Below are 22,922 nucleotides of genomic sequence, written 5' to 3' on the forward strand. Positions count from 1 at the left end.
GATCCAAGACTTTACGAAGAGGCCGCGCCGCCCCGGCTTCCCCTCAGAACAGGCCCTGCTGGGCCTCCTTGGGGCCCTCGGCCCCCGCGTCCGTCACCGGAACCGTGAATCCCGCGCCTTCCCCGGCGCTCTCCAGCACCCAGCCGCCCATGAGCCGGGTGTCGAGCGCGAGGCACCGGCCGTCGGGGGCGAGCACGTGCAGATCGGGCCCCGCGGCGGCGAGGAGCCGGCCGCTGACGACCCCGCCGTCGACGAGCTCGGTGACGCTGCCGTCGAAGCGCGGCAGCCCCTCGATGCCGAAGATCCCCGCGTGGTCGTACGGGACGAAGTCGAGCGGCTCCAGGGTGTCGCTCCAGCCGCCCACGCCCCGGGCGCGCCGGTAGAGCTCCTCGACCTCGCGGCCCCGCTCGGCGGCGTTGGCCGGCAGCGCGTGCCGCACGGCGCGCTTCCGCTCGTACGGCACCCGGTCGGGCACGCCGAGCGCCTGCCGCAGCACCTCCTCGGTGCGCCGCGCGGCCATGAGCGGCCCCCGCCCGAGCCAGCAGAAGGCGACCGCGCCCTGCTCCAGGAGCCGGTCCGCACCGCGCGCCTCGCCGGTGATTCCGACCTTGGTCAGGCCGGGCCCGAACCAGCCGAGGTAGACGCGGTACGGCCGGGGGTCGTCGAGGAGGGTGTCGGCGGCGACCGAGTGCGCCCGGTCGAGACGCGCGCACTCCGCGCACCGCCCACCGGTGGCGCGCCCGGGCACGGCCGCCGCCACCGGACACGGGTTGCCCCGGGCGCCCGGACACCGCCGCACCCCGACGGCCCGGAACCCGAGCTCCTGCCCGTACGCGAGCCCCCGCACGACCCGGACCACCCGCCCCGCACCGCCCCCGCCGCCGGGACCGCCGGGATGCTCCGGCTCGCCCCGCCAGCGCAGGCCGGGCCCGCCGCCACTCCACCCGATCCCCCGGCACCACCACTCCACGCGCACTCCCTGATCCGGCCTGATCGACGAGGCACCCCCTACGCTGCCGCCGTGCCCAGTCTCGCGTACCTGCGCTTCCAGTCCCCGGCCCCCGGCCCCCACGGCCACCACCCCGGCGTCTTCGGCCTGACCAACGCCCTGGCCCGGGAGGGCCGCCTGACGCCCGCGGAGTACGCGGTGTGGCGGGAGTCGAACGACTGGTACGACGCCCACGTCCCGAACCCCGCGGCGGCCGACCCGACGGTCTACGACCCCGCCGTGAACCCGGGGGCGGCGGCCTGGTTCCGGCGGACGGCGACCCGGGAGCTGGCCCGGGTCACCCCGTACCTGCGCATCCTGCGGGACCACGACGTGCCCTGCGTACGACTGGAGTCGGCGGCCCCGGGCCGGATCGTGTACGCCGATGCCGTTCAGGTGGTGGCCGTGCCGGTGCGTCGGGGTCAGGGCAGGACGTAGATCCGGGCCCCGTCCGTGTCGGGGAGGCCCACCTCGCGCATGCAGCCCCGTTCGAGGAGGAGCCGCACGCAGTCCCGGACGCGCTCGCCCGGGAGCCCGGTGCGACGGGACACCTCCTGGAGCCGGTAACGGACCCCGCCCCGGACGAGCGCGGGCGCGAGACAGCTGGCGACGGCCCGCACGTCGCCGCTGATCGCCCACGACTCCACGAGCTCCTGCGGGCTGAGCGGGGCGACGGCCGTGTCCGTGCGCTGACGCGGCACGGCGAGCCGCTCAAGGGATTCGGCGACCCTTGAGAGGTTCCGGCGCGTCTCCCGGAGCAGCTCCGCGTGTTCGGCGAACTCCGCGTAGGCGGCGGCCCCCTCGTCGAACGCCCCCTCCAGCCGTACGAGTACGTCGACCAGCTCCGGCGGCAGCAGGTACCCGGGCGTCACGGGCGAGGGTTCGAGCCCGTAGCCGCCGTCGCGCTGGACCTGGGTCACCACCTCCGCGACCCACGCGCGGAACGGCCCCGCCTCCGGCCGCCGGCACCCCGCCACGAGCAGCACGAGCCCCTGGAGGCTCACCACCCGGGCCGACGCCCTGACGCCCCCGCGCACGAGTATCGCCTCGCTCCCGGCCACCTCCCGGGCGGCCCGCAGAGCCCCCTCCGGCAGCGGGACCCCCCTCAACAGCTCCCGGCTCCCCGCGTACCCGAGCCGCTTCGCCACGTCCACGACGGGGAACCAGTACCCCCCGTCCGGCGCGGTCAGCCGCCGCAGGCGCTCCCCGGTGGCGACGTGCACGAAGTCATCGATGTCGATCGCGTCCATCGATCATCACCTCCACCCGCACGCTAGGCCGGGGGCATATTCAACTGACATGCCAATCACACAGGTTCACCCAAAAGGGGAAGGCCCCGGGATGCCCCGGGGCCTTCCGCCCGCTGGCCGCCTGCTGCGCGCCGGCCGCCCGCCGCCGTCTACTTCGCGACGAACTGCGTGAGGATCGCCTGCACCTCGTAGATGTCGACGCCCTTCGTGAAGGTCTTCTGCACGGGCATCGCGTTGCCCGAGATCCAGATCTTCAGCTCGGCGTCGAGGTCGAAGGTGCCGGCCGTCTCCACGGCGAAGTGCGTGATGCTCCGGTACGGGATCGAGTGGTACTCGACCTTCTTGCCGGTGATTCCCTGCTTGTCGACGAGCACGAGACGCCGGTCCGTGAAGAAGATGACGTCCCGGATCAGCAGGTACGCGGCGTGCACCTGCTCCCCCTGCCCGAGCAGCCGCGCGTAGTCCTGCTGCGCCTGCGCCGGATCGATCGCGTGCGCGTTCCCGAAGAGCGCCATGCCCCACACCCCCACATCGATGAAAGAAAGATCATCAGATCGCATCCCACCCGAAAAGGCCAGGGGTTCACCCGCGCGCCGCCTACGCCGCCGCGGCGGTGACGGTCAGCACGTAGTCCACGCCGACCGTGAAGTCCCCCGACCGCCCACGGATCTCCAGCTCGTGCCGGCCAGGAGCCAACGGCGGCAGCCGCACCCACAGGCCGCACCCGACGACGCCCCCGAAGCGGCCTTCCTCCCCGGTGATCGGATTGCCCCGGGCACCGATCACGACGATCGGGGCGCCCCCGTGGACCTCCGGCTCGACCGCCTTGCCGTCGAGCACGGCGGTCCCCCGCGCGCCGCGCACGAAGGCCGCGCAGTCCTGACGTTGCCCGAAGAGATTGACGAGGGGCGCGGCGATGGGACGCCCGGCGGGAACCTCGCACGTGCGCTCGACCTCACCACCGAAGGTGCCGGCCAGGAACCACACGTCCCGAGGCTGGTTGCGCCCGCACGACCGCCCGTCCGGGTCGGCCACGGGATTGGTGCCCTCGGGCTCCGAAGCGGCCCATGTCCACCACCGCTCCTGCAACTCCCCGGAAGCCAACTTCTCACCCCCGCCCTCGGGCGCACCACTCGCCGACCCCGTCACCCCCGGCGTGGCACTCACCGACCCCGCCGCGTCCCCCGCCTCGGCGTCGGGCCCCGACTCCGCCCCGCACCCCGCCAGAGCCACCCACACGACGGCGGCCAGCCCGGCTGCCCCCAGTCTCGAATTCATGCGCACCCCTCCCCAACGCAAGAGGCCCGGACTCTCGTCCGGGTCTCTCGTCCCTGTGCACTCGGCAGGATTCGCGTCCGGCCGTGGATCCCGGCTCCGCCGAAAGGCCGTTCAGCTCTCATCCCGGCCTGCGGCCCTTACGCGTCAGAGTCTCCGGCCGTATGTTTCCTCTGACAGACACATGATAGGCGGGGGCATGTCAGGACAATGGTTCACCTTGATCGGTGTGCTCGTGGGCGCGGTTGCGTCGTACGTCGGTGGAGCCCTGATGGAGAGAGCTCGGTGGCGGCGCCAACTCTCCACACGATGGGACGAACGTCGCCTGGAGTGCTATCTCCGGTTTGCCGACGCGGTCAAGAGGTTCACCTCGCTGGCAGGTCGTCTGGCTGCGGACAAGGGACTCTTCGACCTGCCTCAGCCCCTCGCCAGGGAGGCCGGCCTGGAGCTGCTGGCCGAAGCTGAGCTCGAGCGTGGCTATGCGTTCGAAGCCGTGCTCCTTATGGGAGACGCGGAATCCGTCTCGGCAGCCAGATCGCTGCAGCGGCACGCCTGGGCACTGGAACAGCTCGTTCGAGACATGCGCCCAGGTACGTCAGACGACTGGACGAGGGCGTTCCGGGAGTTTCAGGAGAAGCGTGACGAGTTCTACATTGCCGCACGCAACAGCCTCGGCGTCCATGAAAAGTTCCGGCTGCGATCCGAAGATCCAGCCACCCTCGGCCCGGAAGCCCGCCACGTGTAGCCACGCCCGGCCACCGACTGCGTGACGCCCCTAGACGAGCCTTGCACCGAGTGACGGCGGCTCGCGGCCGGCAGCGATCAGCGCGGTTGCCGTACTTCACCGCTGTACGGCCAGGAAACGCAAGAGGCCCAGACTCTCGTCCGGGCCTCTTGTCCATGTGCACTCGGCAGGATTCGAACCTGCAACCTTCTGATCCGTAGCTCTAGCCAGATCGGTCAGCGACGGCCATACAGGCAGCCTCCAGGCCCCGTAGGGACACTATGGGGCGGTGGTGGTTGCTGTAGTTGCGGTATGGCGCTGCTGTATCGCGTGATCAATGCAGTCGTTCCGCCCAGTCGCCTCCGGACGCCCTGAGACTGCCTGTCGATCCCGCGCTCCTGTGACTGGCATCATCCTCTCTCCGAGGGGGCTTCTGTGGACATTGTGGAACTGATGGCGTGGCTGGCCGAGCGAGGGTGTTCGGTGGTCTTCAAGGCTGACGGTGAGCGATCACCGGGGCGTCGCTGGATGGTGATCGTCTCCGGCGGCCCTTTGGGCACGGAGTCGTTCTTCAGGTCGGATGAGGCGTCCGCCGGCGCATGTCTTGAGGCAACCCTCGCGCACTTGGAAAGTGTAGGGATTACGCCCTTCACCTGAGGACCTGAGCTTGGGAATCACCGATCTCCCACGCTTTGTCCAGCGTGTGACCAGCGAGAACGGGAGCCAGAGGGAACTCTAGGGTTCCCCCTGGAACCCGCCGTTGACCGCCGTTCCCCGCCCTACCTGGCACGGTCCGAGTAGTCAGGCAGCCGAACCGTGTCAATGCACCAGTGCGTTCCGCGGGGTGCCCTCATGTGACCTACTGAGGCTGGACTACTGCTGCTGTGGGTGCAGATTCTTAGGCATAGACAGCTTTTGCTCAGCGGACGACTGTGAGGCGGGCTCTCGAAGATTTCGGTTTTGCAGTAGGGCGGCCAGACCCCGAGCGAACGGTGACGACTAGGCCAAATATCCAGCTACTCAATTCCTGTGCGGTGACGTCGAGTTCGTCTGCCACATTACGCAAAGAGATTCCCTTGGAATGCGCCATGCGGAAAACCTTTTCCAAGAGTTGAGATTGCTCACGCCCCGGCATTCCTTGAGGCTCTGATGATCGATATCCCTTTTTGCTTAGCTCCACACAGGCTTTCCTGTAATGCCAATCTGAAAGGATTCCTAGATCATGCAGCCTATAAGTCAAAGCCATAGCCGCAACCTTCCATACGCGCTTGGCGGCGATAATCTGGGAAGGCAGGGGGGAATCGGGCATGATGTTGAACACGCTCGATCGCGGCATGAGGAACGAGCTGGCAAACGCGTTCGCTTCCTTCTCGGCGGCAGGTCCGTATAGCTCGCGCTCCTCACCGTGGAGTACGAGATGACCTAGCTCGTGCGCAACGTCGAACCGTCCCCTTTCCGCACTCTTCAATGTGCTCAAAAAGATGAAAGGAATACCGTCGCGCCAAAAGGAGAAAGCGTCGACATCGGAGAATTCTGGCGGAAGGGAGAAGACTCTAATTCCCCGTGATTCAACCAGGTGCACCATGTTGGAGATTGGGGTATCGCCAAGATCCCATCGCGCGCGCAGAACATCGGCTGCGGCTTCCGGATCAAGCCGCCCGAGCGTGGGAACGTGAGGGGCCGGAAGCTTGTAGCGGCTGGAAATCCATTCGTTAAGTTCCAGTGCTAGGGTGCTTGCGGCGAGAGCAGCATCTCTGGGCGCTGCGGCAAGTTTACTGCGCGCACGAAATGACACCGCTTCCAGGGGGAGAAGATCGATACCTGGCTTATGGAAGAAGGATTCAGGAAAGTCCAAGGCTGCCGAGATTTTCGCCAACGTCTCGCTAGCGGGATCGGTACGCCCGGTCTCGTAGTTCGACAAGCTCTGGAGACTCACTCCCGCGCGTTCGCCGAGTTCTGCGAGAGTGAGCCCCCTCCGCTTGCGAGCGATGGCGATGCGGGACGAAGAAACCATCTACTACCGCCACCCTCACGTATGCCCGCTTCGCCCCTATCTCACCACTCTTCGACGGCAACGTCGAAGCCGGTGTCACCATCAGGGTAATCGAACGTCTTTTTGAACCGGATGGCGGGCAGGAGGATCCTGCGGTCCCAGCTGTCGATCTTGCCGCGGGGGCCAACCCTACTGGGCAGAGACAGTTCGCTCCGCACCTCGATGAACCCCTGCTTCCTCGCGGTGTAGCGGAAGGTCAGCAGGTACCACGTGGTCAAGTTGGCGTACTCGTCCTCATTGTGCTGAGCGGCGAGCTCCTCCTCGACCAGCGGCACCGGAAAGAGTCCGGGGTGGACGTCCTGGTTCCGGGCAACCAGTGACTCCTTCGCGACGCCGGCCGGGCGGTGGCTCCGCGGCTGCGGGTTGCCGGGGAGACCCGTCCGGGCGTCCCCGAGCAGTACGCCGATACCCATGGTCTTGTCGGGGTTGACCGTGAGAGGGGACTGCTTGGGGTCGTAGCGGTGCCACTGCTTCTCGGTCCTGAGCAGGTTCCTCAGGGTGCGCACCCTGGCGAAGTAGTCAAGGGTTCCGGCTGCATTGTTCGCGTCGTCCTTCGTTGCGGCGGCCCGGGCCTCCTCGCCCTCCCTGATCAGCTGCTCGAAGTGCTCGTACTGAAGGCCCAGCTCCGCAAGCTGCTCTTCGTGGCCGCCGTGCTCATCAGGCCTGGCCCAGGAGTTCCCGATCACACACCCCTCCCTAGGGGTTATAGGAACGCCCCCTCACGTGAGGAGCGATTTTTATAAGCGTAGCGTGCGCCACCGACAACGTGGCGCGATGATGGGCACTCAAGTGCCTTGACCTGCAGACTGGTAGGGCATGGTGCCGGTCTGCGGGCCCGCCCACCGCTCGCCTCAACTCCCATCCCGTCTGCCGTCGACCCACACACCGTGGAGCAGGCGCGGTGCCGGGCGTCCAGGTGGAGCGCGCCACTGTACGAACGACCTGGACGCCCGGTGCCGTGTCTGCTCGGCTCTGCCTGGGTCGACGGCAGACGGGATGGGAGTCCCCACCGCCACACCCCACCGGCCGGCACCCGCCCGCGGGCCCTCCCATCCCGGAGCCTGAGCGCCCCCGCCGGAGGCATGTCGGTGACCTGGGGAACCGGCGGCCGTTGGGGCTCGGACTCATGCCTTCGGGCCCATCCCGTCTTGTAGGGGCGGGCGTCGGCGCAGCGGGGGCGGAGCGGGCCGAAGGCAGGAGCGGCGCCCCGAGCGGAGCCGGGAAGCCCGCCCGGCGGAGCGGAGCGCAGCCGGGTGCTTGATGAGGTAGAGAAACCTGTAACAGGTCCTCCGTTGCTCCTCGGCTATGCCGTGGTGAGTGCGTCGGCGATGGCGTGCATGTCGTCGGTGATGGTGTCGGCCTGGGCCTCGGCGAAGAGGTCGGCCTTGTGGGGCTTATTGGCGTAGGCGATCACCGTGGCCCCGGCTGCGTGAGCCGCTTGGATGTCCGTGAGCGAGTCACCGATCAGGGCGCAGTTCGTGACGTCGATGTGCATCCGCTCGGCCGCCGTGATGAGCGGGAACGGATTCGGCTTCATCAGGTGGGGCTGCCCCGTCGGCCGGCCGACCACCTTCGCGACGTATCCCTCCAGCCCGTGCGCCTTGAGGAAGCTCTCGACGCACTCGGCCGAGTTGTTGCTCACCACCGCGACCGCCCTCCCTGAGGCGTTCACGGCCTGGAGGGCTTTCACCGCCCCCGGTGTCGGCGGGCCCGCCACCGCGACGGCTTCGACCTCCGCCTCCGTCAGCCGCTGCTCGATCTCCCCGCCCAGCTCGGCGTCCGCCTCGTGGGCGATGCGCAGGACCTCGATGGGGTCATCGGTCTCGGCCGCCTTCGCGCCCGCGGATACGTCCTTCGCCGCGAGGATCGCCGTCAGCTGTTCTGCGACTTGGGAGGCAGGAAGCCCGGCGAACACATCGCACACGGGGCCGTCGAAGTCGAAGAAGACCACCCGGGCGTTGCCCAGGACCTCGGAGAGTCGGTCATCGTGCGTCAAGGTCGAAGTCCCTTCCGATGGTCTCCCAGACGCTGTCGAACCACATCCGGGCTTGCTGGACCTGCTGCGCTCCGCCGGACGACTCGCCATCGTTGACCGAGTGGTGGAACAGGGTCGTGTCCTTACCGACGAGGTCATAGATCTCGATCGCCTCGCCCTGTGCGACGACCTTGTTCGGACGGATCGGGTAGTACCCGAAGAACGCGTCCTCGTTGTTGATGACGTACAGCTTGAAGAACTGGGTGCCGCTGTGGACACGGACGTTGATGCGCGTCTCGGCGACCAGGCCCAGGTGCTCCAGCTCGGTGATCGCGTCTCGGATGCTGCGGGTGTAGCCGACCATGATGTCGTGCATGCGGTCGCGGAGCCTCTTGTCGTCCGCTCCGTCGGACATCCGGACCGGCGCCGCCTGAGGCACCGCCATGTCGGGGACGAGTATCCGCATGGTGATGCTCGACGGCGTGAGCCTGCCGACGCGGATCTTGTCGAGCGGCTCTTGAAGAGCGCCATGCAGCGTCTCGCTGGAGAACCCCGCGAAGTCGATGGTGACGTGATCCTTCGCGAACGCCTGCTCCACGTAAGGCCGGAGCCCCGCCGGCCGTTCCGTGCGGTTGCGGACGTAGACACCGCTGCCCTTGCGCGAGACCACGAGTCCTTCGTCCTCAAGGTCCCGTAGCGCGCGCTGGATCGTCGCCCGCGCGAAGCCGTAGAGCTCCGTCAACTCCTTGTGCGACGGCAGCTTCTCGCCCGGCCCGAGCCTCCGCGTACGAATCGCTGCGCTCAGGCTGCTCGCGACCTGCTCGTACGGGGCTCGGTCGTCGTCGGGGTCGAGGGGCTCGGGGACAAAGGTCATGAAGTCGATGGTAGGCGAGTTCCTTCAGGCAGGACAGTCATGCCAGTCATGTTGTTGACATGGCTAGCCACGTCTTCTAGCTACGAGATGTGACCAACCGGGTTAGCCAAGTTGGTCACCTAGCCCCTTCCTGCCCTCTCGAAGGAGAAACTCATGCCGTCGTTCAAGGTGGACACGTCGACCGCCGTGGTCTTCGTCGCGACCGCTCCCACGCCGAAGCTCGTGAGCAAGCAGACCGGTGAGAGGGCGGTGGACCGGGAGACCGGTGCCGGGCTCTCCACGGTGGGCCTGCTGATCTCGGACGAGGGGGAGGGCAACCTCTACCAGGTGACGGTCCCGGAGACCGGTCTCCCCGACGGGCTGACGCCGGGCATGCCGGTGACGGTCATCGGGCTCAAGGCCCGGGACTGGGAGAACACGTTCAACGGCCAGACCCGCCACGGCATCTCCTTCCGCGCCGTCGCGGTCACCCCGATGGGCGCCTGACCATGGCTGACATCTCGACCTTATGGGAGGTCGGCCTCCCCCTCGCCGGAACCGCCGGCGGCCTCGGATACGCCAAGGCCCGAGCGCCCCGGGTGTTCTGGTCGCTGGTGGGTCTGCCGGTCACGCGGGTGCGGTTCGCGGTGAACTACCACGCGACGATGGACGTGTGCGGGCTGACGGTCCAGCCGTCCCGCCTGCGGGCGTTCATGGTCCGCAACGTCGCCCGCCGCTCCGAGGTGCAGCCCGTTCCGCCGAAGGTCCGCCGCGTGCGGGGCACTTCGACGGGGATGCGGGTCACCCTGCGGCTCCCGGCCGGTCTGGAGCCCGCCGACGTGATGGCGGCCTCCGAACGGCTGCGGCACGCCTGGGGCGTCCACTCCGTGCATGTGGTGGAGACCAAGCCCGGGTTCGTGGAACTGCGGATGACCGGCTACGACGTTCTTCGCCTGGTCCGGATGCCGCGCTCCCGGCGGCGTCTGTCGGGGCCGATGGCGGTGCCGGTCGCGCTGCGCGAGGATGGTTCGGCGTTCGTACGGGACTACCTGAAGGTCCCGCACGCGCTGACCCTGGGCGCGAACCAGTCCGGCAAGTCGATGTATCAGCGCAACCTCATCGCCCAGCTCGCCCGCCTCGAGGTGGCCCTGGTCGGCATCGACTGCAAGCGGGGTGTGGAACAGCGCGGGTACGCGCCCCGCCTGTCGGGGTTCGCCACCACCCCCGAGGAAGCGTCCGGCCTGCTCGACGCCCTGGTGGGGGAGATGGAAGACCGCTTCGACCTGCTGAGCTTCGCCGGGGTCGCCGACATCTGGGCCCTGCCCGAGACCGCACGTCCGGTCCCGGTCGTGGTCCTGGTGGACGAGGTCGCGGAGCTGTTCCTCGTCGCGGGGAAGAAGGACGAGGAACGCCGGGACCGGATGGTCATGCAGATGATCCGGCTCGGACAGATGGCCCGCGCGGCCGGCATCTACCTGGAGGTCTGCGGGCAGCGCTTCGGCTCCGACCTCGGCCGCGGCGCCACCACCCTGCGGGCCCAGCTCACCGGCCGGGTCGTACACCGGGTCAACGACAAGCAGACCGCCGACATGGGACTGGGGGACATCGCCCCGGACGCGGTCGTGGCCGTGACCGCCATCCCGCCGGACCGGCCCGGCGTCGCGGTGGCCGGTGACACCTCCGGCGGCTGGACCCGCATCCGCACCCCCGAACTGACCGCCGCCGAAGTCGCCGACATCTGCGCTCAGCACGCCGACCTCACGCCGGACCTTCCCGCCCTCGCCGCCTACCGCCCGGCCCAGACCGACGCCATCGACCTCGACGTCGTGGAGTCCGACCCGCTGGTCAAGCCCGCCCCGGCCACCTCGTAACACCCCCGCTCCCTCGGTCGGCGTGACCGTCTCACGCCAGGTCCCTACCCGACCCATGCCCGAAAGGAGGCGGCCGCGTGTTCCGCCCCTTCCGTCTCGACGCCGTCCTGATCCAGGCCGTCATCGCCGGGGCCCTGTCCTTCGCCCACCTTCACGACCTGGCCGCAGCTGCCGGACAGGACGGATGGAAGGCGTGGGCCTACCCGGTCTCCGTCGACCTCCTCCTGGTCGCCGCCTGGCGCCGGATGCGCACCGACACCGGCAACCGGGACGCCTGGCTCTGGTTCGCCATCGCCCTCATCGCGTCCCTCGGCGCCAACGTCGCCACCGCCGGACTCCTCGACATGAACGACGTCCCGGCCTGGCTGCGCATCCTCGTCGCCGGATGGCCCGCCATCGCCTTCCTCGGCGGCACCCTCCTCGCCCACGCCCACACCCACCCCGAACCCACCCCGGCCCCGGAACCTGCACCGGTCCCGGAACCGGTCGCTGAAGTGACCGTGGAGCGGGCCCCGGAACCGGCCCCCGAACTCCCGCCGGCCGAACCCGAACCGGCGGAGACCCAGCCGGAACACGAACCGCAGGAAGAACAGCCCGCACCCGCATCCGAGCCCGTGCCTGCTGTGGTGGTGCCGCCCGCGCTGATGGCTCACGCCCAGAAGATCGCGGACGCCCATCGGGCCCAGACCGGCCGGCCGATCGACGCGGAAACCCTCCGCACCCGCCACGGCTTGCCCCCGGCCCTCGCCGACTCCATCGCCCTCCAGCTCGCCTGACCCAGGAAGGAGCAAGGCCCGTGCGACCCAACCGCTTCCACAACGTCATCAAGCTCGGCCCGGTGCAGGTCGGCACCCACCGCGACGGCCGTGGCCGGACCAAGCACACCGCCGTGTGCACGGCCTCCGGCTGCGACTTCTCCGCCGACTACAACACCCGCGCCGCCGCCGAGCTCGCCGCCCGCACCCACCGCTGCCAGCCCCGCTGAACCCGAAGGAGCCCCTCCCGTGGACGTCCCGCTCTGGCTCGCCCTGATCGTCATCGGCGGCCTCGGAATCAAGCTCATCCGCCCGCCCTGGTGGCTCGTCGCCATCCTCCTCCTCGGCGGCTACCTCCTCGCCGACAGCCTCCTCACCCCGCTCCTCGACCCCATCGCCAAGTAGGGAGACCCCGTCATGCTCCAGCCCCGCATACCGGTCAACCCGCTCCCGCCCGGACATCACACCCCGACGGCCGACATCGAGCCCACGACTACCCCGGCCGCCGCCTCCGTCCCGGCCCCGGTCCCGAGCCGCACCTCGGTTCAGCTCACCCCGGGCAGCGCGGTCGCCCTCGCCGTCGGCGGTGGCGCGATCGTCCTGGTCGTCGGCGCCGTCCTGGTCTCCATGCTCCTCGCCGTCGCCATCAGCGCCGCGTCCATCGCCGTCGTCGCGGTCGTGCTCCGCCTCCTGGTCCGCGACATGCAGAAGGGCCGGTAACCGCCGTGGACACGCAGACGATCGCCGCCGCCGGGTTACCGGCCCTGGGGTGGGCCCTGCACGGCGGACTGCTCTGGCGCCGCCTGGCCACCGCCCGCCGCGACCCCCTGACCGGCCTGCACACCCGCGCCGGATGGACCACCCGCGCCGAACACCTCATGGCCAAGCACCCGAACACGCTCGTGCTCCTGGTCGACCTGGACGACTTCAAGGCCATCAACGACACCCACGGCCACGCCGCCGGAGACACGGTCCTCACCGCCACCGCCGACCGGCTCACCACCTGGTGCGGCCAGCACGGCATCGCCGCCCGCCTCGGCGGAGACGAATTCGCCGCCATCGTCACCGACCCCGCCCGCACCCCCGGGCTTGCCACACTCCGGGCCGCGCTGGACGCACCGGTCACCCACCGCGGGCACGTCCTGCCGATCTCCGCCTCGGTCGGCCACTGCCACCGCAACCAGCTGCCGGTCCCGATCCTGACCGACGCCCTCTCGGCCGCCGACGCGTCGATGTACGCGGTCAAGGGCCACGCCAGGCGCAACACCCGCTAGCGGCCCCCGGGGCGGCTCTCTCGCCAAAGACCGCCGCCCCGGGCGCCTTCACCCCATTCCAGATCCACCGGACCCGAAAGGGAGCACTCATCATGCCCGAGAACACCCCCGCCCAGCGTGTCTGCCGCTACTGCGACGGCTTCCCCGTCGTCCACATCACCACCGGCACCGTCACCCCGGACGGCCGGCGCCGCACCCTCGCCACCACCTGCCCCGCCTGTAAGGGCACCGGCAGCGACACCGCCCGCCTCATGCGCCGCGCGGAGGTGTCGGCATGAGGATCCCCTTCCGCCGCACGCCTCTCGACGAGGAGAACCCCGTCGGCCAGCTGGTCGACGCGCACAACACGCACGACGCCCACCGGCCGGAAGCGAAGCAGCCGCGTAAGGGCTCGTGGGGCCGTCCCTCCAAGAACATCACCGGCCCCGTGGACGCCTCGGTCAACACCCCGAAGAAGGGACGCCGCTGGTGACCGACTCCGCCCTCGCGGCGGGCCTGGACCCGGCCACCCTGAGCGACCTGCTCCGGGTCGCCGGGTCCCCCGGCTTCGACCGCCTCACCGAACAACTCCGCCGTACCGGCGGCTGCACCGCCCCCATCCGCTTGACCGGCGGAACCAAGCTCCTCGACCCCGCCACCCGCACCGTGATCCACGCGTACAACACCGACGCCGAACCCGGCGGCGTCCTCCGCGTCGCCTGCGGCAACCGCCGGGCCTCCCGCTGCCCGGCCTGCGCCTGGACCTACGCCGGCGACACCTACCACCTCATCCGCGCCGGACTCACCGGCGACCCCGACAAGGGCACCCCCGAGACGATCCGCGAACACCCCCGGGTCTTCGCCACGCTCACCGCCCCGTCCTTCGGCCCGGTCCACAACCGCCCCGGCACCCGCCCCTGCCGCTGCGGCACCCAGCACCCCGAGGACGCGCCCGAACTCGGGACCCCGCTCGACCCGGCCACGTACGACTACGCGGGCGCGGTGCTGTGGAACAACCACGCCTCCGAGCTGTGGCGATACTTCACGATCTACCTCCGCCGCGAGATCGCCGCCCGCGCCGGCCTCACCCAGAAAGCCGCCCGCGAACAGTCCCGCGTCTCCTTCGGCAAGGTCGCCGAGTACCAAAAGCGCGGGGCCGTCCACTTCCACGCCGTCATCCGCTTCGACGGCCCCGACGGACCGCACACCCCGCCCCCGCACTGGGCCACCCTCGACCTCCTCACCGACGCCATCCACGCGGCCGCCGCCCGCGTCCGTGTCACCGTCGACGCCGCCCCCGCCCACGGCATCGCCCAGGACCTCGTCCTCACCTGGGGCACCCAGCTCGACGTCCAGCCCATCGGCGCCTTCGGCCAGGGCGAGGAACTGACCGAACAGGCCGTCGCCGCCTACGTCGCCAAGTACGCCACCAAAGCCGCCGAGACCACCGGCACCGTCGACCACCCCGTCGGCAACAAGGAAGCCCTCATCCTCCTCGACGTCCCCGACCACCCCCGGCTGCTGATGGAAGCCTGCATGGACCTCGACGCCGCCTACCCGGACCGCCGCCTGCGCGCCTGGGCCCACATGCTCGGCTTCCGCGGCCACTTCTCCACCAAATCCCGCGCCTACTCCACCACCCTCGGCGCCTTACGCCAGGTCCGCGCCGACTACCGCGCCGCCCAGCAACGCACCGCCCTCGGCCTGCCCGACCCCGACGAACACCCGGAGTCCACCCTCCTCGTCGTCGCCCACTGGGCCTACGCCGGCCACGGCGCCACACCTGGTGAGTCCTGGCTCGCCGCCAACATCCGCCGCGACCTTCAGCACAACCGCGAACACGCCCGCGAGCTGCGGGGCGAACTCAACGATCTGGAAGGGGAAAACACATGGCTGCCGTAGTCATCGAGCGGAAGTGGCACACCACCGCCGAGGTCGCCGAGATGCTCGGCTTCGGCCTGTCCAAGACGAAAATGCTCGTCCTCACCGGGGAGATCCGCTCCGTGAAGGTCGGCCGCAACCGCCGCATCCTCCCCGCGTGGGTGGACGAGTACGTCGAGCGCGTCGCCGCCGGCGCCGAAGGGTGGGCCGCATGAGCGGGAAGCGCGGGAACGGCGAGGGGTCCATCTACCCGTACAAGAACGGGTACGCGGCCTACGTCTGGGTGACCAAGCCGGATGGGAAGCGGGCCAGGAAGTACGCGTACGGCAAGACCCGGGACGAGGTCCACGAGAAGTGGCTCGCCCTCCACGCCGAGGCGAAGAAGGGGCCTGTGGCCACCCGGCACCGCACCCTCGCCGTGTTCCTCGCCTACTGGCTCGACTCGATCGTGAAGCCCAACCTGGCCCCTCTCTCGTACGTCTCATACGAGGGGTACGTCCGGCTGTACATCGCCCCGCACCTCGGTACGAAGCGGCTCGACAAGCTGACCGTGCGCGACGTGCGGGAGTGGCTGACCAAGCTCGCGGGCATCTGCCAGTGCTGCGCGCAGGGGAAGGACGCCAAGCGGGAGCCGGGCCGTCGGAAGTGCTGCGCCGTCGGGGAGTGCTGTGAGTCGTACCCGTCCCGTCGGGTCGTCCAGGGCGCCCGTGACGCCCTCCGGGCAGCGCTCACGCACGCCGTGACCGAGGAGGAGATCGGGAAGAACGTCGCCTCCCTCGTGAAGGTCCCCAAGCCGCGCCGGCGCCGTATCAAGCCGTGGTCCGTCGCCGAGGCCGGTCAGTTCCTCGCGGACGCGGCCGACCGGGACGATCACCTCTTCGCGGCCTGGATGCTCGTGCTGTGCCTCGGGCTCCGCCGTGGTGAGGTCCTGGGCCTGACTTGGGAGTCGGTCGACTTCGAGACCGGAGAGATCTACGTGGACCACCAGATCCAGCGGGCCGGACGCCAGCTCCTCCACCGGGAGACCAAGACCGAGGAGTCGGACGACTTCTTGCCGCTGCCCGCTGTTTGTCTCAAGGCGCTTCGGATGCGGCGCGCTCAGCAGCTCGGGGACCGGAAGGCGGCCGGCGAACTGTGGCAGGACGGCCGCGGGCTCGTCTTCACGACCAAGTACGGCACCCCGATCGAGCCGGGGAACCTGACCCGGATGTTCGCCCTGCGGGCCCGTCGCGCCGGCCTCCGGGTGATCCCGCTCCGGAACACCCGGCACACGTGCAGCTCGCTCCTGGTCGCCCTCAAGGTCCACCCCAAGGTGGCGCAGCGGATCCTTCGACACTCGCAGATCGCCATGACGATGGAGGTCTACGCCGAGGCGAGCGAGGAAGAGGTGCGTACCGCGATCGGCAAGCTGTCCGACGTGATGGGCGGGACCGCCATCGGCTGAGCGCGTTTGGCACGGTTGCTGTACTTCGCTGCTGTACAGCCCGACAACGCAAGAGGCCCGGACTCTCGTCCGGGCCTCTCACCTGTGTGCACTCGGCAGGATTCGAACCTGCAACCTTCTGATCCGTAGTCAGATGCTCTATCCGTTAAGCTACGAGTGCTTGTTCTTTTGTTTTCGTCCTCCGCTCCCCGGTCTTTCGACCCGCTCGCGGCGACAGGAAGAACATTACATGACTGCCGCCGTCATGTGAAATCCATTGGCCACACCCCTTGTGACCTGCGAAAACGTCGGACGGGGGAGCCGGGGCAGGTGCCGGGGGCCGACGTCGGGCGGACCGGGGCGGGCGAAAAAAGTGCGGGGTGCGGCCGAGAAGGAGGCCGGGAACGGGTGAAGCCCCGGCCTGGTGGGGCCGGGGCTTCGGTGGGGCGGAGGCGGAGGGATTTGAACCCTCGATGGGCTTTAAGACCCAAACCGCATTAGCAGTGCGGCGCCATAGACCGGACTAGGCGACGCCTCCATGCATCACACGCGCAGGCGCGAGTGGTGCGTGCAGATGATGACACAGGCGAGCCGGGTGTCACCAATCGCTTTCACCGTACTAGCCCTCCGGGGTCGAGGGCAAAGCCCCCCACGGCTCCTCGCGCGCCCCGCCCGGAGCGGCCCGCGGCCCCACCCGGCGCACCCCGCTTGCGCAACGGACCGGCTCCGGGAGCGTTAAAGGGGCGGGCGTGCCGTCCCCGTGGTCGTCCGCCCCGCTCTCGTCCGCGTTCCCGGCCCATGGAGGTCCGTATGCTGCGCCGCCTCGTCCTCGCGTCCCTCGCCACCACCGCCGTCGGCACCGCCGGGCTCGGCCCCCTGCCGCCCCTCCCCCTCCTCTCACAGCCCGACGCGCTCACCGTGTCGGTCAGCAAGAGCGGGCACATGGACGGCACCTACGAGCTGACCTGCGACGACCGGCCCGGCGGGACCCACCCGAGGGCCACGGACGCCTGCACGCGGCTCGACGGGTTCGCGAAGTCCGGCGAGGACCCGTTCGCGCCCGTGTCCGAGGACGCCCTCTGCACCCAGATGTACGGCGGGGAGGCCGTCGCCCATGTGACGGGGACCTGGCTGGGCCGTGAGATCGACGCCCGCTTCTCCCGCGCCAACGGCTGCGAGATCAACCGCTGGGAGAACCTGAAGCCGGTGCTCCCCGGCGTCCCGGGGTGAGGGTCCGGTGACGGCCCGGTGACGACCTCCGGGCTCTCGTGAAGAGGTGAAGATCCGGTGACGCTCCGGCCGGGGGACCGGCCCCCGCGCGCCGTTAGACTCCCCTCAGTGACAGGCTGCGGCCCGAGGGGCAAGATGGGGCCCGCCGACCGGTAGGCAAGTGCAAGAGGCAAGTGCAGTGGGTCAGGGAGGAAGCGTCTCGTGAGCAGCAGGCCATCCCGAGGCGCTGCTCGCCTCGCAGCCATACTCGACGCCCTCCCCGACGGCCTCGTGCTGGTCAACGCCAACGGCACGGTCGTCAACGCCAACACCATCGCCCTCGGCATGTTCGAGGCGCCCGGCACCGCGCTCGTCGGCCGCGGTCTCCTCGACCTGCTGCCCGCCTTCGACTCCCGGCTCATCCCCGGCTCGATGCGCCGCCCCGACGACGCCGACGAACGCGGCCGCACCAAGCCGACCCGGATGATGGCGCGCCGCACGGACGGCGCCGAGTTCCCCGTCGAGGTGACCAGCGCCAACCTGGAGGACGGCCGCGAGGCGTACGACTCGTACAGCGGCTACACCGGCGACGAGCTGCTCATGCTGGTCGTCCGGGACCTCACCGGCACCCTGGACACCGAGGCCGAACTCGCGCGCTCGCAGCGGCAGACCGAGATGATCCTGCGCGCCGCCGCCGAGGGCGTCGTCGGCACGGACACCGAGGGCCGGGTCGTCCTCGTGAACCCCGCCTTCGCGCAGATCCTCGGCTACCGCGCCGGCGAGCTCGGCGGCGCCGAGCTGCACCCCCTGATCCTGAGCAAGCGGCCGGACGGCGAGCCCTTCCCGTACGAGGAGTCGCCGCTCGCCGACACGCTCAAGTCCGGGCGCAAGCACCGCGTCCGCGGCCAGGTGCTGTGGGCCAAGAACGGCGACCGGGTGCCGGTCGACCTGACGACCGCGCCGGTACGGGACGGGGACCAGCTCGTCGGCGCGGTGATGACCTTCACCGACCGCAGGCCGTACGAGCAGCTCGTCGAGAAGCACGCCGCCGAACTCGCCGACCGCGCCGAGCGGCACGCGGCGGAGCGCGAGGAGCAGGCGGAGAAGTACGCGGCGCTGGCCGCCCGGCACGAGCAGCTGACGGCCGTCCTCGACGAGTCGCTGCGCGGCCCCCTGCAGGAGCTGCGCGCCCAGCTCGGCGCGCTCGCCGCGGACGACGCCGGGCAGCTGTGGCCCGAGGCCAACCAGGTGCTGCACCATCTCGCCGCCGGGTACGCCCGGATGACGACCCTCGTCGACAACGTCCTCGGCTACCAGCGGCTCGACGCGGGCGCGGAGAAGCTCGACAAGCGGGTCGCGCTCCTCGACGCGGTGGTGACCGCGGGCATCGACGGGGCCGTCGAGCTGATCGGCCCGGGCCGGGCCCAGTTCGCCGTGCACGCCCCGCCGATCGAGGCCGAGGTGGACGCGGCCCGCCTCACGACCGCCCTCGCGCACCTCGTCGCGGAGGTCGCCGGGGTCGACGCCACCGGCAGGGCCCGGGCCACCGCCCCGGGCGCCCCGCCGTCGGACTCGACGATCGTCGTCGCGGCCGCACAGCGCGGGGACGTCGTACGGATCGAGGTGCGCGGGCCGTACGCGGGCGGCGACCCGGTCCACGGGCCCGTCGTGCGCGGGATCGTGGCGGCGCACGGCGGTGTCGTGCAGACCCACGAGGTGCCCGGGACGAGCGGCGGCGCGTACGTCCTGGAGGTGCCGATCGGCGCCGGCCGGGGCACGGTGCCGTCGTCGGAACCGAAGCCCCAGCCCAACCTGCCGGGGACCCCGGCGCTGCCCGCGCAGGCGGGCCCGGCATCGCCCGAGACGCTCGGGGGCGCGGCCGGGGCGGCCACGGGCGGCGCGGCCGAGGGCAGCGGGCGGCGGCGGGCGCGGCGTTCCTCCACGGACGCGTTCCTGGAGAGCGCGGTCGCGCCCGAGGGCGCCGAGGGCTCCGGCGGCGGACGACGCCGTGCCCGTACGACGGAGGCTCACGGCCCCGGAACCGGGCACGGCCCCGTACCCGCGTCCGGAACCGGGCACGGTCCGGCGTCCGGCGCGGCGGAGCTGATCCCCGCACAGCAGAAGACCGGCTCCGAGCCCGTCACCGCGCACGGGTCCGTCACCGGGGCCACCGCGCACGGTGCCGCGCACGGGGCCGTCGAGCCGACCGGGCGGCGCCGTGGGCGGCCCGCCGAGGGCTCCGTGGTGACCGCGGCCGAGGGCGCCCAGGGACGGGCCGCGCTCGGTGCCGCCGTGCCGCCGCAGGGGGTCGTCGCCGACCCGGCGGGGGCCCCCTCCCCGGCCGTCGCCGCCCTGCCCGCGACCGCCTCCGGCGAGGAAGGCCGGCCGACCGGGCGGCGCCGCAGGGCGCTGGCCGCCGCCCAGGAGCGGGCGGCAGCCGCCGAGGCCGGGCCCCGCACACCGTTCGCGCTGCCGCCGGCCGAGGCCGACCGGACGCCGGACGCCGCCGACGAGCCGCGGCACGAGACGGCCCGCAGCCTGCCGGGCGCCGACCACACGCCGCCGCAGCCCCACCCGCTTCCCGTGCCCGCGCCGCCCGCGCCCGGGCAGCCGCTGCCGCAGCCCCTGCCGCAGCAGGCCGCCGGCGCCACGACGGCCGCCAACGGCACCGGGACGGGCGCCGGGACCGCGTCCGGGGCCGCGAACGGCACCGGAACCGGGACCGGCACCGGTTCCGTACCGCTGCCGCCCGAGCTGCCCATGCCGAAGGACTCGACCCAGGGGCGGGCCTTCAGCGTGCGGACCCTCGGTCAGGGCGTCCCCTTCGTGCCGCCGGGCGCCACCGGCCCCGCACCCGCACCCTCACCCGCGCCTGCTCCCGCTCCCTCCAACGGCTCCGGGCGGCGGCGCAAGCTCGCCACCCCGCCGGAGGTCGACCCGCCGGTCCCGGCCACCCCGCCCACGACCGCCCCCGCACCGGCCGCACCTCCCGCGGCGACCGAGACCGAGCAGGCCGTACCGCAGCTCGGGCTCGTGTCCGCGCCCGCGCCCTCCGAGGGCCGGGGCCGTGCCTACGCCATAGGGGCCCCGGCCGCGGGCTCCGCCGAGGGGCCCGAGCCGCTCGACGGCCCCGGCGGCGCGGTCGAGGTCGCCAACCGGCCCGCCCCGCTGCCCGTCGACGACGAACTGCCGCCGGAGCCGCTCGACAACCCGCGCCGGCTGCTCGTCTGGCCTGCGCCGGACGTGGCCACCCAGCAGGCGCTGAGCGACCGCGGCTACCGGCCCGTGATCGTGCACTCCCGCGAGGAGGTCGACGCGCAGATCGCCGCCTTCCCGGCCGCGCTCTTCGTCGACCCGCTGACCGGGCCCATCACCCGTACCGCGCTCCAGTCGCTGCGCCAGGCCGCCGTCGCCGCCGAGGTGCCCGTGCTGCTCGCGGCCGGGCTCGGCCAGGCGACCCGGGAGGCCGCGTACGGCGCCGATCCCGCCGTACTCCTCAAGGCGCTGGCGCCCCGCGACAGCGAGCAGCATCCGTCCCGGGTGCTGGTGATCGAGGAGCACGACGACATCGCGCAGGCGCTCGCCGCCACCCTGGAGCGGCGCGGGATGCAGGTGGTGCGGGCGGCCACGGACACCGAGGCCGTCACCCTGGCGACGGAGATCCGGCCGAACCTGGTGGTCATGGACCTCATGCAGGTGCGCCGCCGCCGGGCCGGGATCATCGACTGGCTCCGGGCGAACGGCCAGCTCAACCGCACCCCGCTCGTCGTGTACACCTCCGCCGACCTCGACGAGGACGAGCTGCCGAAGCTCTCCTCCGGCGAGAACGTCCTCTTCCTGGCCGAGCGGTCGACCAGCGCGGAGGTCCAGGCCCGGATCGTCGACCTGCTCGCGAAGATCGGCACGAACTAGGGGGGTGTCTCGCCGATCATGCCGGGCTCGCGGCGGCTGGCACGCACGCTCCCTGATCCGGCCTGATCGACAAGACACCCCCTAGGCACCGCGGCCGCACGTGCACACGGAGAAGGGGAGGGCGGGCGCCCTCCCCTTCTCTCTGTTTCAGAGCTGGGTCACGTCCAGCCCGCCCTCCGCGTACTGCCGGCGGATCACCTTCTTGTCGAACTTGCCGACGCTGGTCTTCGGCACCGCCGGCACGATCGCCCAGCGCTCGGGCAGCTGCCACTTGGCGATGCCGCCCTCGTCGGCGAGGAAGGCCCTCAGCGTCTCGTAGTCGGCCGTCGCGCCCTCCTTGAGGACGACGGTCGCGAGCGGGCGCTCGCCCCACTTCTCGTCCGGTACGGCGACGACCGCCGCCTCCGCGACCTCCGGGTGCGCCATGATCGCGTTCTCCAGGTCGACACTGGAGATCCACTCGCCACCGGACTTGATGACGTCCTTGGCGCGGTCGGTGAGGGTCAGGTAGCCGTCGGGGCTGATCACGCCGACGTCGCCGGTCTTGAGCCAGCCGTCCTCGCTGAACTTGTCGTCGGGGCGCAGCGGTTCGCCGTCGACGCCGCCGAAGTACGAGCCGGCGATCCAGGTGCCGCGGACCTCCAGCTCACCGGCCGACGCGCCGTCCCAGGGCAGGTGCTCGCCGCCGGGGCCGACGAGCCGGGCCTCGACGCCGGCGGGGAAGCGGCCCTGCGTGACGCGGTACGGCCACTCCTCCTCGGGGCCGAGCCCGGCCGGCGGGTGGGCCATCGTGCCCAGGGGGGAGGTCTCGGTCATGCCCCAGGCGTGGCAGAGGCGGACGCCGAGGCGGTCGTACGCCTCCATGAGGGAGGGCGGGCAGGCCGCGCCGCCGATGGTGACCTGCTTCATGGAGGAGAGGTCGCGGGGGCGGGCGGTGACCTCGGCGAGCAGGCCCTGCCAGATGGTGGGGACGGCGGCGGCGTGGCTCGGCTTCTCGCGCTCGATCATCTCGGCGAGCGGCGCCGGCTGGAGGAAACGGTCCGGCATGAGCATGTTGATGCCGGTCATGTACGTGGCGTGGGGCAGGCCCCAGGCGTTGACGTGGAACTGCGGGACGACGACCAGGGTCGTGTCCTTGTCGGTGAGGCTCATCGACTCGGCCATGTTCACCTGCATGGAGTGCAGGTAGATCGACCGGTGGGAGTAGACGACGCCCTTCGGGTCGCCGGTGGTGCCGGAGGTGTAGCACATGGCGGCGGCCGTGCGCTCGTCGAGCTCCGGCCAGTCGTACGTGGTCGGGCGGCCGGCGATCAGCTCCTCGTACTCGTGCACGCGCGGCGCCGCGCCGTCCAGGAGGGAGCGGTCGCCGGGCCCCGCGGCCTCGACGTGGTCCACCGGCGGGGGGTTGGGGGGGAGCGGGGGTGAGGGAGAGGGTGGGAGGGGAAGAGTGTGTTTTGGGGGGTGTTTTTATAGGGGGGGGGGGGATCATTTAAAAGAGGG

General features: G+C 71.1%; 24 protein-coding genes, 2 tRNA genes and 1 pseudogene. 16 read left to right on the top strand and 11 right to left on the bottom strand.

Going from position 1 to position 22,922, the window contains the following annotated elements:
- Window positions 1–43: 43 nt before the first annotated feature.
- On the bottom strand, window positions 44–970 hold the full coding sequence (locus ACWDVG_RS22560; RefSeq protein WP_451701155.1) for a DUF2797 domain-containing protein: 927 nt from the start codon (window positions 968–970) through the stop codon (window positions 44–46).
- A gap of 51 nt (window positions 971–1,021) precedes the next feature.
- Between ACWDVG_RS22560 and ACWDVG_RS22565 the strand changes: the two genes are divergently transcribed.
- Entirely contained in the window at window positions 1,022–1,426 is a 405-nt protein-coding gene (locus ACWDVG_RS22565; protein ID WP_451701156.1) for a hypothetical protein, read from the top strand.
- Here the strand turns inward: ACWDVG_RS22565 and ACWDVG_RS22570 are convergent.
- From ACWDVG_RS22570 to ACWDVG_RS22580, 3 genes are all read right to left on the bottom strand, one after another.
- Complete coding sequence (locus tag ACWDVG_RS22570) at window positions 1,411–2,238, bottom strand: BRO family protein (protein ID WP_451701157.1); 828 nt, start codon at window positions 2,236–2,238, stop codon at window positions 1,411–1,413. The genes ACWDVG_RS22565 and ACWDVG_RS22570 overlap by 16 nt on opposite strands.
- 149 nt (window positions 2,239–2,387) lie before the next feature.
- Window positions 2,388–2,753 (bottom strand): PH domain-containing protein, encoded by a 366-nt coding sequence (locus ACWDVG_RS22575; RefSeq protein WP_451701158.1) that lies wholly within the window; start codon window positions 2,751–2,753, stop codon window positions 2,388–2,390.
- An 82-nt stretch (window positions 2,754–2,835) separates the two neighbouring features.
- A complete protein-coding gene (locus tag ACWDVG_RS22580) occupies window positions 2,836–3,516 on the bottom strand; it encodes a signal protein (protein ID WP_451701159.1) in 681 nt (226 codons plus the stop codon).
- A 217-nt stretch (window positions 3,517–3,733) separates the two neighbouring features.
- Here ACWDVG_RS22580 and ACWDVG_RS22585 point away from each other — a divergent pair, with 217 nt between their 5' ends.
- Window positions 3,734–4,258 carry a hypothetical protein gene (locus ACWDVG_RS22585; RefSeq protein WP_451701160.1) on the top strand — a complete coding sequence of 175 codons (525 nt, stop codon included), beginning with the start codon at window positions 3,734–3,736 and terminating at the stop codon, window positions 4,256–4,258.
- 898 nt (window positions 4,259–5,156) lie between these two features.
- Here the strand turns inward: ACWDVG_RS22585 and ACWDVG_RS22590 are convergent.
- From ACWDVG_RS22590 to ACWDVG_RS22605, 4 genes are all read right to left on the bottom strand, one after another.
- Window positions 5,157–6,251, bottom strand: coding sequence for a helix-turn-helix domain-containing protein (locus ACWDVG_RS22590; protein ID WP_451701162.1), 1,095 nt, complete (start codon window positions 6,249–6,251; stop codon window positions 5,157–5,159).
- 41 nt (window positions 6,252–6,292) lie between these two features.
- Window positions 6,293–6,976, bottom strand: a complete 684-nt coding sequence (locus ACWDVG_RS22595; RefSeq protein WP_451701163.1) for a hypothetical protein — start codon at window positions 6,974–6,976, stop codon at window positions 6,293–6,295.
- 617 nt (window positions 6,977–7,593) lie between these two features.
- Window positions 7,594–8,286: an HAD family hydrolase gene (locus tag ACWDVG_RS22600; RefSeq protein ID WP_451701164.1), complete on the bottom strand. Its 693-nt coding sequence runs from the start codon at window positions 8,284–8,286 to the stop codon at window positions 7,594–7,596.
- On the bottom strand, window positions 8,273–9,139 hold the full coding sequence (locus ACWDVG_RS22605) for a GntR family transcriptional regulator (protein WP_030495245.1): 867 nt from the start codon (window positions 9,137–9,139) through the stop codon (window positions 8,273–8,275). Before ACWDVG_RS22605 ends, ACWDVG_RS22600 begins: the two co-directional genes overlap by 14 nt.
- Window positions 9,140–9,292: 153 nt before the next feature.
- Between ACWDVG_RS22605 and ACWDVG_RS22610 the strand changes: the two genes are divergently transcribed.
- The 12 genes from ACWDVG_RS22610 (at window position 9,293) to ACWDVG_RS22665 (ending at window position 16,322) form a co-directional block, all read left to right on the top strand.
- The gene (locus ACWDVG_RS22610; protein ID WP_030495246.1) at window positions 9,293–9,625 is read left to right on the top strand and encodes an SCO3933 family regulatory protein; all 333 of its coding nucleotides are present in this window, start codon (window positions 9,293–9,295) and stop codon (window positions 9,623–9,625) included.
- Between the two features lie 2 nt (window positions 9,626–9,627).
- On the top strand, window positions 9,628–10,989 hold the full coding sequence (locus ACWDVG_RS22615; protein WP_451701165.1) for an FtsK/SpoIIIE domain-containing protein: 1,362 nt from the start codon (window positions 9,628–9,630) through the stop codon (window positions 10,987–10,989).
- Window positions 10,990–11,066: 77 nt separating this feature from the next.
- Window positions 11,067–11,765, top strand: a complete 699-nt coding sequence (locus ACWDVG_RS22620) for a DUF2637 domain-containing protein (protein ID WP_451701166.1) — start codon at window positions 11,067–11,069, stop codon at window positions 11,763–11,765.
- Between the two features lie 20 nt (window positions 11,766–11,785).
- Window positions 11,786–11,974, top strand: a complete 189-nt coding sequence (locus ACWDVG_RS22625; protein WP_451701167.1) for a mobile element transfer protein — start codon at window positions 11,786–11,788, stop codon at window positions 11,972–11,974.
- Window positions 11,975–11,993: 19 nt separating this feature from the next.
- Window positions 11,994–12,149, top strand: a complete 156-nt coding sequence (locus ACWDVG_RS22630) for a hypothetical protein (protein ID WP_451701168.1) — start codon at window positions 11,994–11,996, stop codon at window positions 12,147–12,149.
- A 12-nt stretch (window positions 12,150–12,161) separates the two neighbouring features.
- Entirely contained in the window at window positions 12,162–12,464 is a 303-nt protein-coding gene (locus ACWDVG_RS22635) for a SpdD-like protein (protein WP_451701170.1), read from the top strand.
- A 5-nt stretch (window positions 12,465–12,469) separates the two neighbouring features.
- Window positions 12,470–13,018 carry a GGDEF domain-containing protein gene (locus ACWDVG_RS22640; RefSeq protein WP_451701171.1) on the top strand — a complete coding sequence of 183 codons (549 nt, stop codon included), beginning with the start codon at window positions 12,470–12,472 and terminating at the stop codon, window positions 13,016–13,018.
- Between the two features lie 92 nt (window positions 13,019–13,110).
- Complete coding sequence (locus ACWDVG_RS22645; protein WP_451701172.1) at window positions 13,111–13,296, top strand: hypothetical protein; 186 nt, start codon at window positions 13,111–13,113, stop codon at window positions 13,294–13,296.
- Window positions 13,293–13,490 (top strand): hypothetical protein, encoded by a 198-nt coding sequence (locus tag ACWDVG_RS22650; RefSeq protein ID WP_451701173.1) that lies wholly within the window; start codon window positions 13,293–13,295, stop codon window positions 13,488–13,490. The genes ACWDVG_RS22645 and ACWDVG_RS22650 overlap by 4 nt, the downstream gene beginning before the upstream one ends.
- Window positions 13,487–14,899, top strand: coding sequence for a replication initiator protein RepSA (gene repSA, locus ACWDVG_RS22655; protein WP_451701174.1), 1,413 nt, complete (start codon window positions 13,487–13,489; stop codon window positions 14,897–14,899). Before ACWDVG_RS22650 ends, repSA begins: the two co-directional genes overlap by 4 nt.
- Complete coding sequence (locus ACWDVG_RS22660; protein ID WP_399911395.1) at window positions 14,887–15,093, top strand: excisionase family DNA-binding protein; 207 nt, start codon at window positions 14,887–14,889, stop codon at window positions 15,091–15,093. Before repSA ends, ACWDVG_RS22660 begins: the two co-directional genes overlap by 13 nt.
- The gene (locus tag ACWDVG_RS22665; RefSeq protein WP_451701175.1) at window positions 15,090–16,322 is read left to right on the top strand and encodes a site-specific integrase; all 1,233 of its coding nucleotides are present in this window, start codon (window positions 15,090–15,092) and stop codon (window positions 16,320–16,322) included. The genes ACWDVG_RS22660 and ACWDVG_RS22665 overlap by 4 nt, the downstream gene beginning before the upstream one ends.
- Before the next feature lie 87 nt (window positions 16,323–16,409).
- Here ACWDVG_RS22665 and ACWDVG_RS22670 read toward each other — a convergent pair.
- Window positions 16,410–16,482, bottom strand: a tRNA-Arg gene (locus tag ACWDVG_RS22670).
- Between the two features lie 266 nt (window positions 16,483–16,748).
- Window positions 16,749–16,839: transfer RNA gene (locus ACWDVG_RS22675), tRNA-Ser, on the bottom strand.
- Between the two features lie 272 nt (window positions 16,840–17,111).
- Here ACWDVG_RS22675 and ACWDVG_RS22680 point away from each other — a divergent pair.
- Both ACWDVG_RS22680 and ACWDVG_RS22685 read left to right on the top strand, forming a co-directional pair.
- Complete coding sequence (locus ACWDVG_RS22680; RefSeq protein ID WP_451701176.1) at window positions 17,112–17,531, top strand: SSI family serine proteinase inhibitor; 420 nt, start codon at window positions 17,112–17,114, stop codon at window positions 17,529–17,531.
- Window positions 17,532–17,732: 201 nt separating this feature from the next.
- Window positions 17,733–21,422 (top strand): PAS domain-containing protein, encoded by a 3,690-nt coding sequence (locus ACWDVG_RS22685; RefSeq protein ID WP_451701177.1) that lies wholly within the window; start codon window positions 17,733–17,735, stop codon window positions 21,420–21,422.
- A 147-nt stretch (window positions 21,423–21,569) separates the two neighbouring features.
- Here the strand turns inward: ACWDVG_RS22685 and ACWDVG_RS22690 are convergent.
- Window positions 21,570–22,811, bottom strand: a pseudogene (locus tag ACWDVG_RS22690) (long-chain-fatty-acid--CoA ligase); the annotation flags it as partial.
- Window positions 22,812–22,922: the final 111 nt, after the last annotated feature.

The sequence above is a fragment of the Streptomyces sp. NPDC003327 genome (assembly GCF_053589515.1).

What these genes read in the sequence shown, in the direction of transcription:
- ACWDVG_RS22570 (WP_451701157.1), bottom strand. Translation starts at nt 2,238, where the DNA reads ATGGACGCGATCGACATCGATGACTTCGTGCACGTCGCCACCGGGGAG.
- ACWDVG_RS22575 (WP_451701158.1), bottom strand. Translation starts at nt 2,753, where the DNA reads ATGGCGCTCTTCGGGAACGCGCACGCGATCGATCCGGCGCAGGCGCAG.
- ACWDVG_RS22580 (WP_451701159.1), bottom strand. Translation starts at nt 3,516, where the DNA reads ATGAATTCGAGACTGGGGGCAGCCGGGCTGGCCGCCGTCGTGTGGGTG.
- ACWDVG_RS22590 (WP_451701162.1), bottom strand. Translation starts at nt 6,251, where the DNA reads ATGGTTTCTTCGTCCCGCATCGCCATCGCTCGCAAGCGGAGGGGGCTC.
- ACWDVG_RS22605 (WP_030495245.1), bottom strand. Translation starts at nt 9,139, where the DNA reads ATGACCTTTGTCCCCGAGCCCCTCGACCCCGACGACGACCGAGCCCCG.
- ACWDVG_RS22610 (WP_030495246.1), top strand. Translation starts at nt 9,293, where the DNA reads ATGCCGTCGTTCAAGGTGGACACGTCGACCGCCGTGGTCTTCGTCGCG.
- ACWDVG_RS22615 (WP_451701165.1), top strand. Translation starts at nt 9,628, where the DNA reads ATGGCTGACATCTCGACCTTATGGGAGGTCGGCCTCCCCCTCGCCGGA.
- ACWDVG_RS22635 (WP_451701170.1), top strand. Translation starts at nt 12,162, where the DNA reads ATGCTCCAGCCCCGCATACCGGTCAACCCGCTCCCGCCCGGACATCAC.
- ACWDVG_RS22645 (WP_451701172.1), top strand. Translation starts at nt 13,111, where the DNA reads ATGCCCGAGAACACCCCCGCCCAGCGTGTCTGCCGCTACTGCGACGGC.
- ACWDVG_RS22650 (WP_451701173.1), top strand. Translation starts at nt 13,293, where the DNA reads ATGAGGATCCCCTTCCGCCGCACGCCTCTCGACGAGGAGAACCCCGTC.
- ACWDVG_RS22660 (WP_399911395.1), top strand. Translation starts at nt 14,887, where the DNA reads ATGGCTGCCGTAGTCATCGAGCGGAAGTGGCACACCACCGCCGAGGTC.
- ACWDVG_RS22665 (WP_451701175.1), top strand. Translation starts at nt 15,090, where the DNA reads ATGAGCGGGAAGCGCGGGAACGGCGAGGGGTCCATCTACCCGTACAAG.
- ACWDVG_RS22680 (WP_451701176.1), top strand. Translation starts at nt 17,112, where the DNA reads ATGCTGCGCCGCCTCGTCCTCGCGTCCCTCGCCACCACCGCCGTCGGC.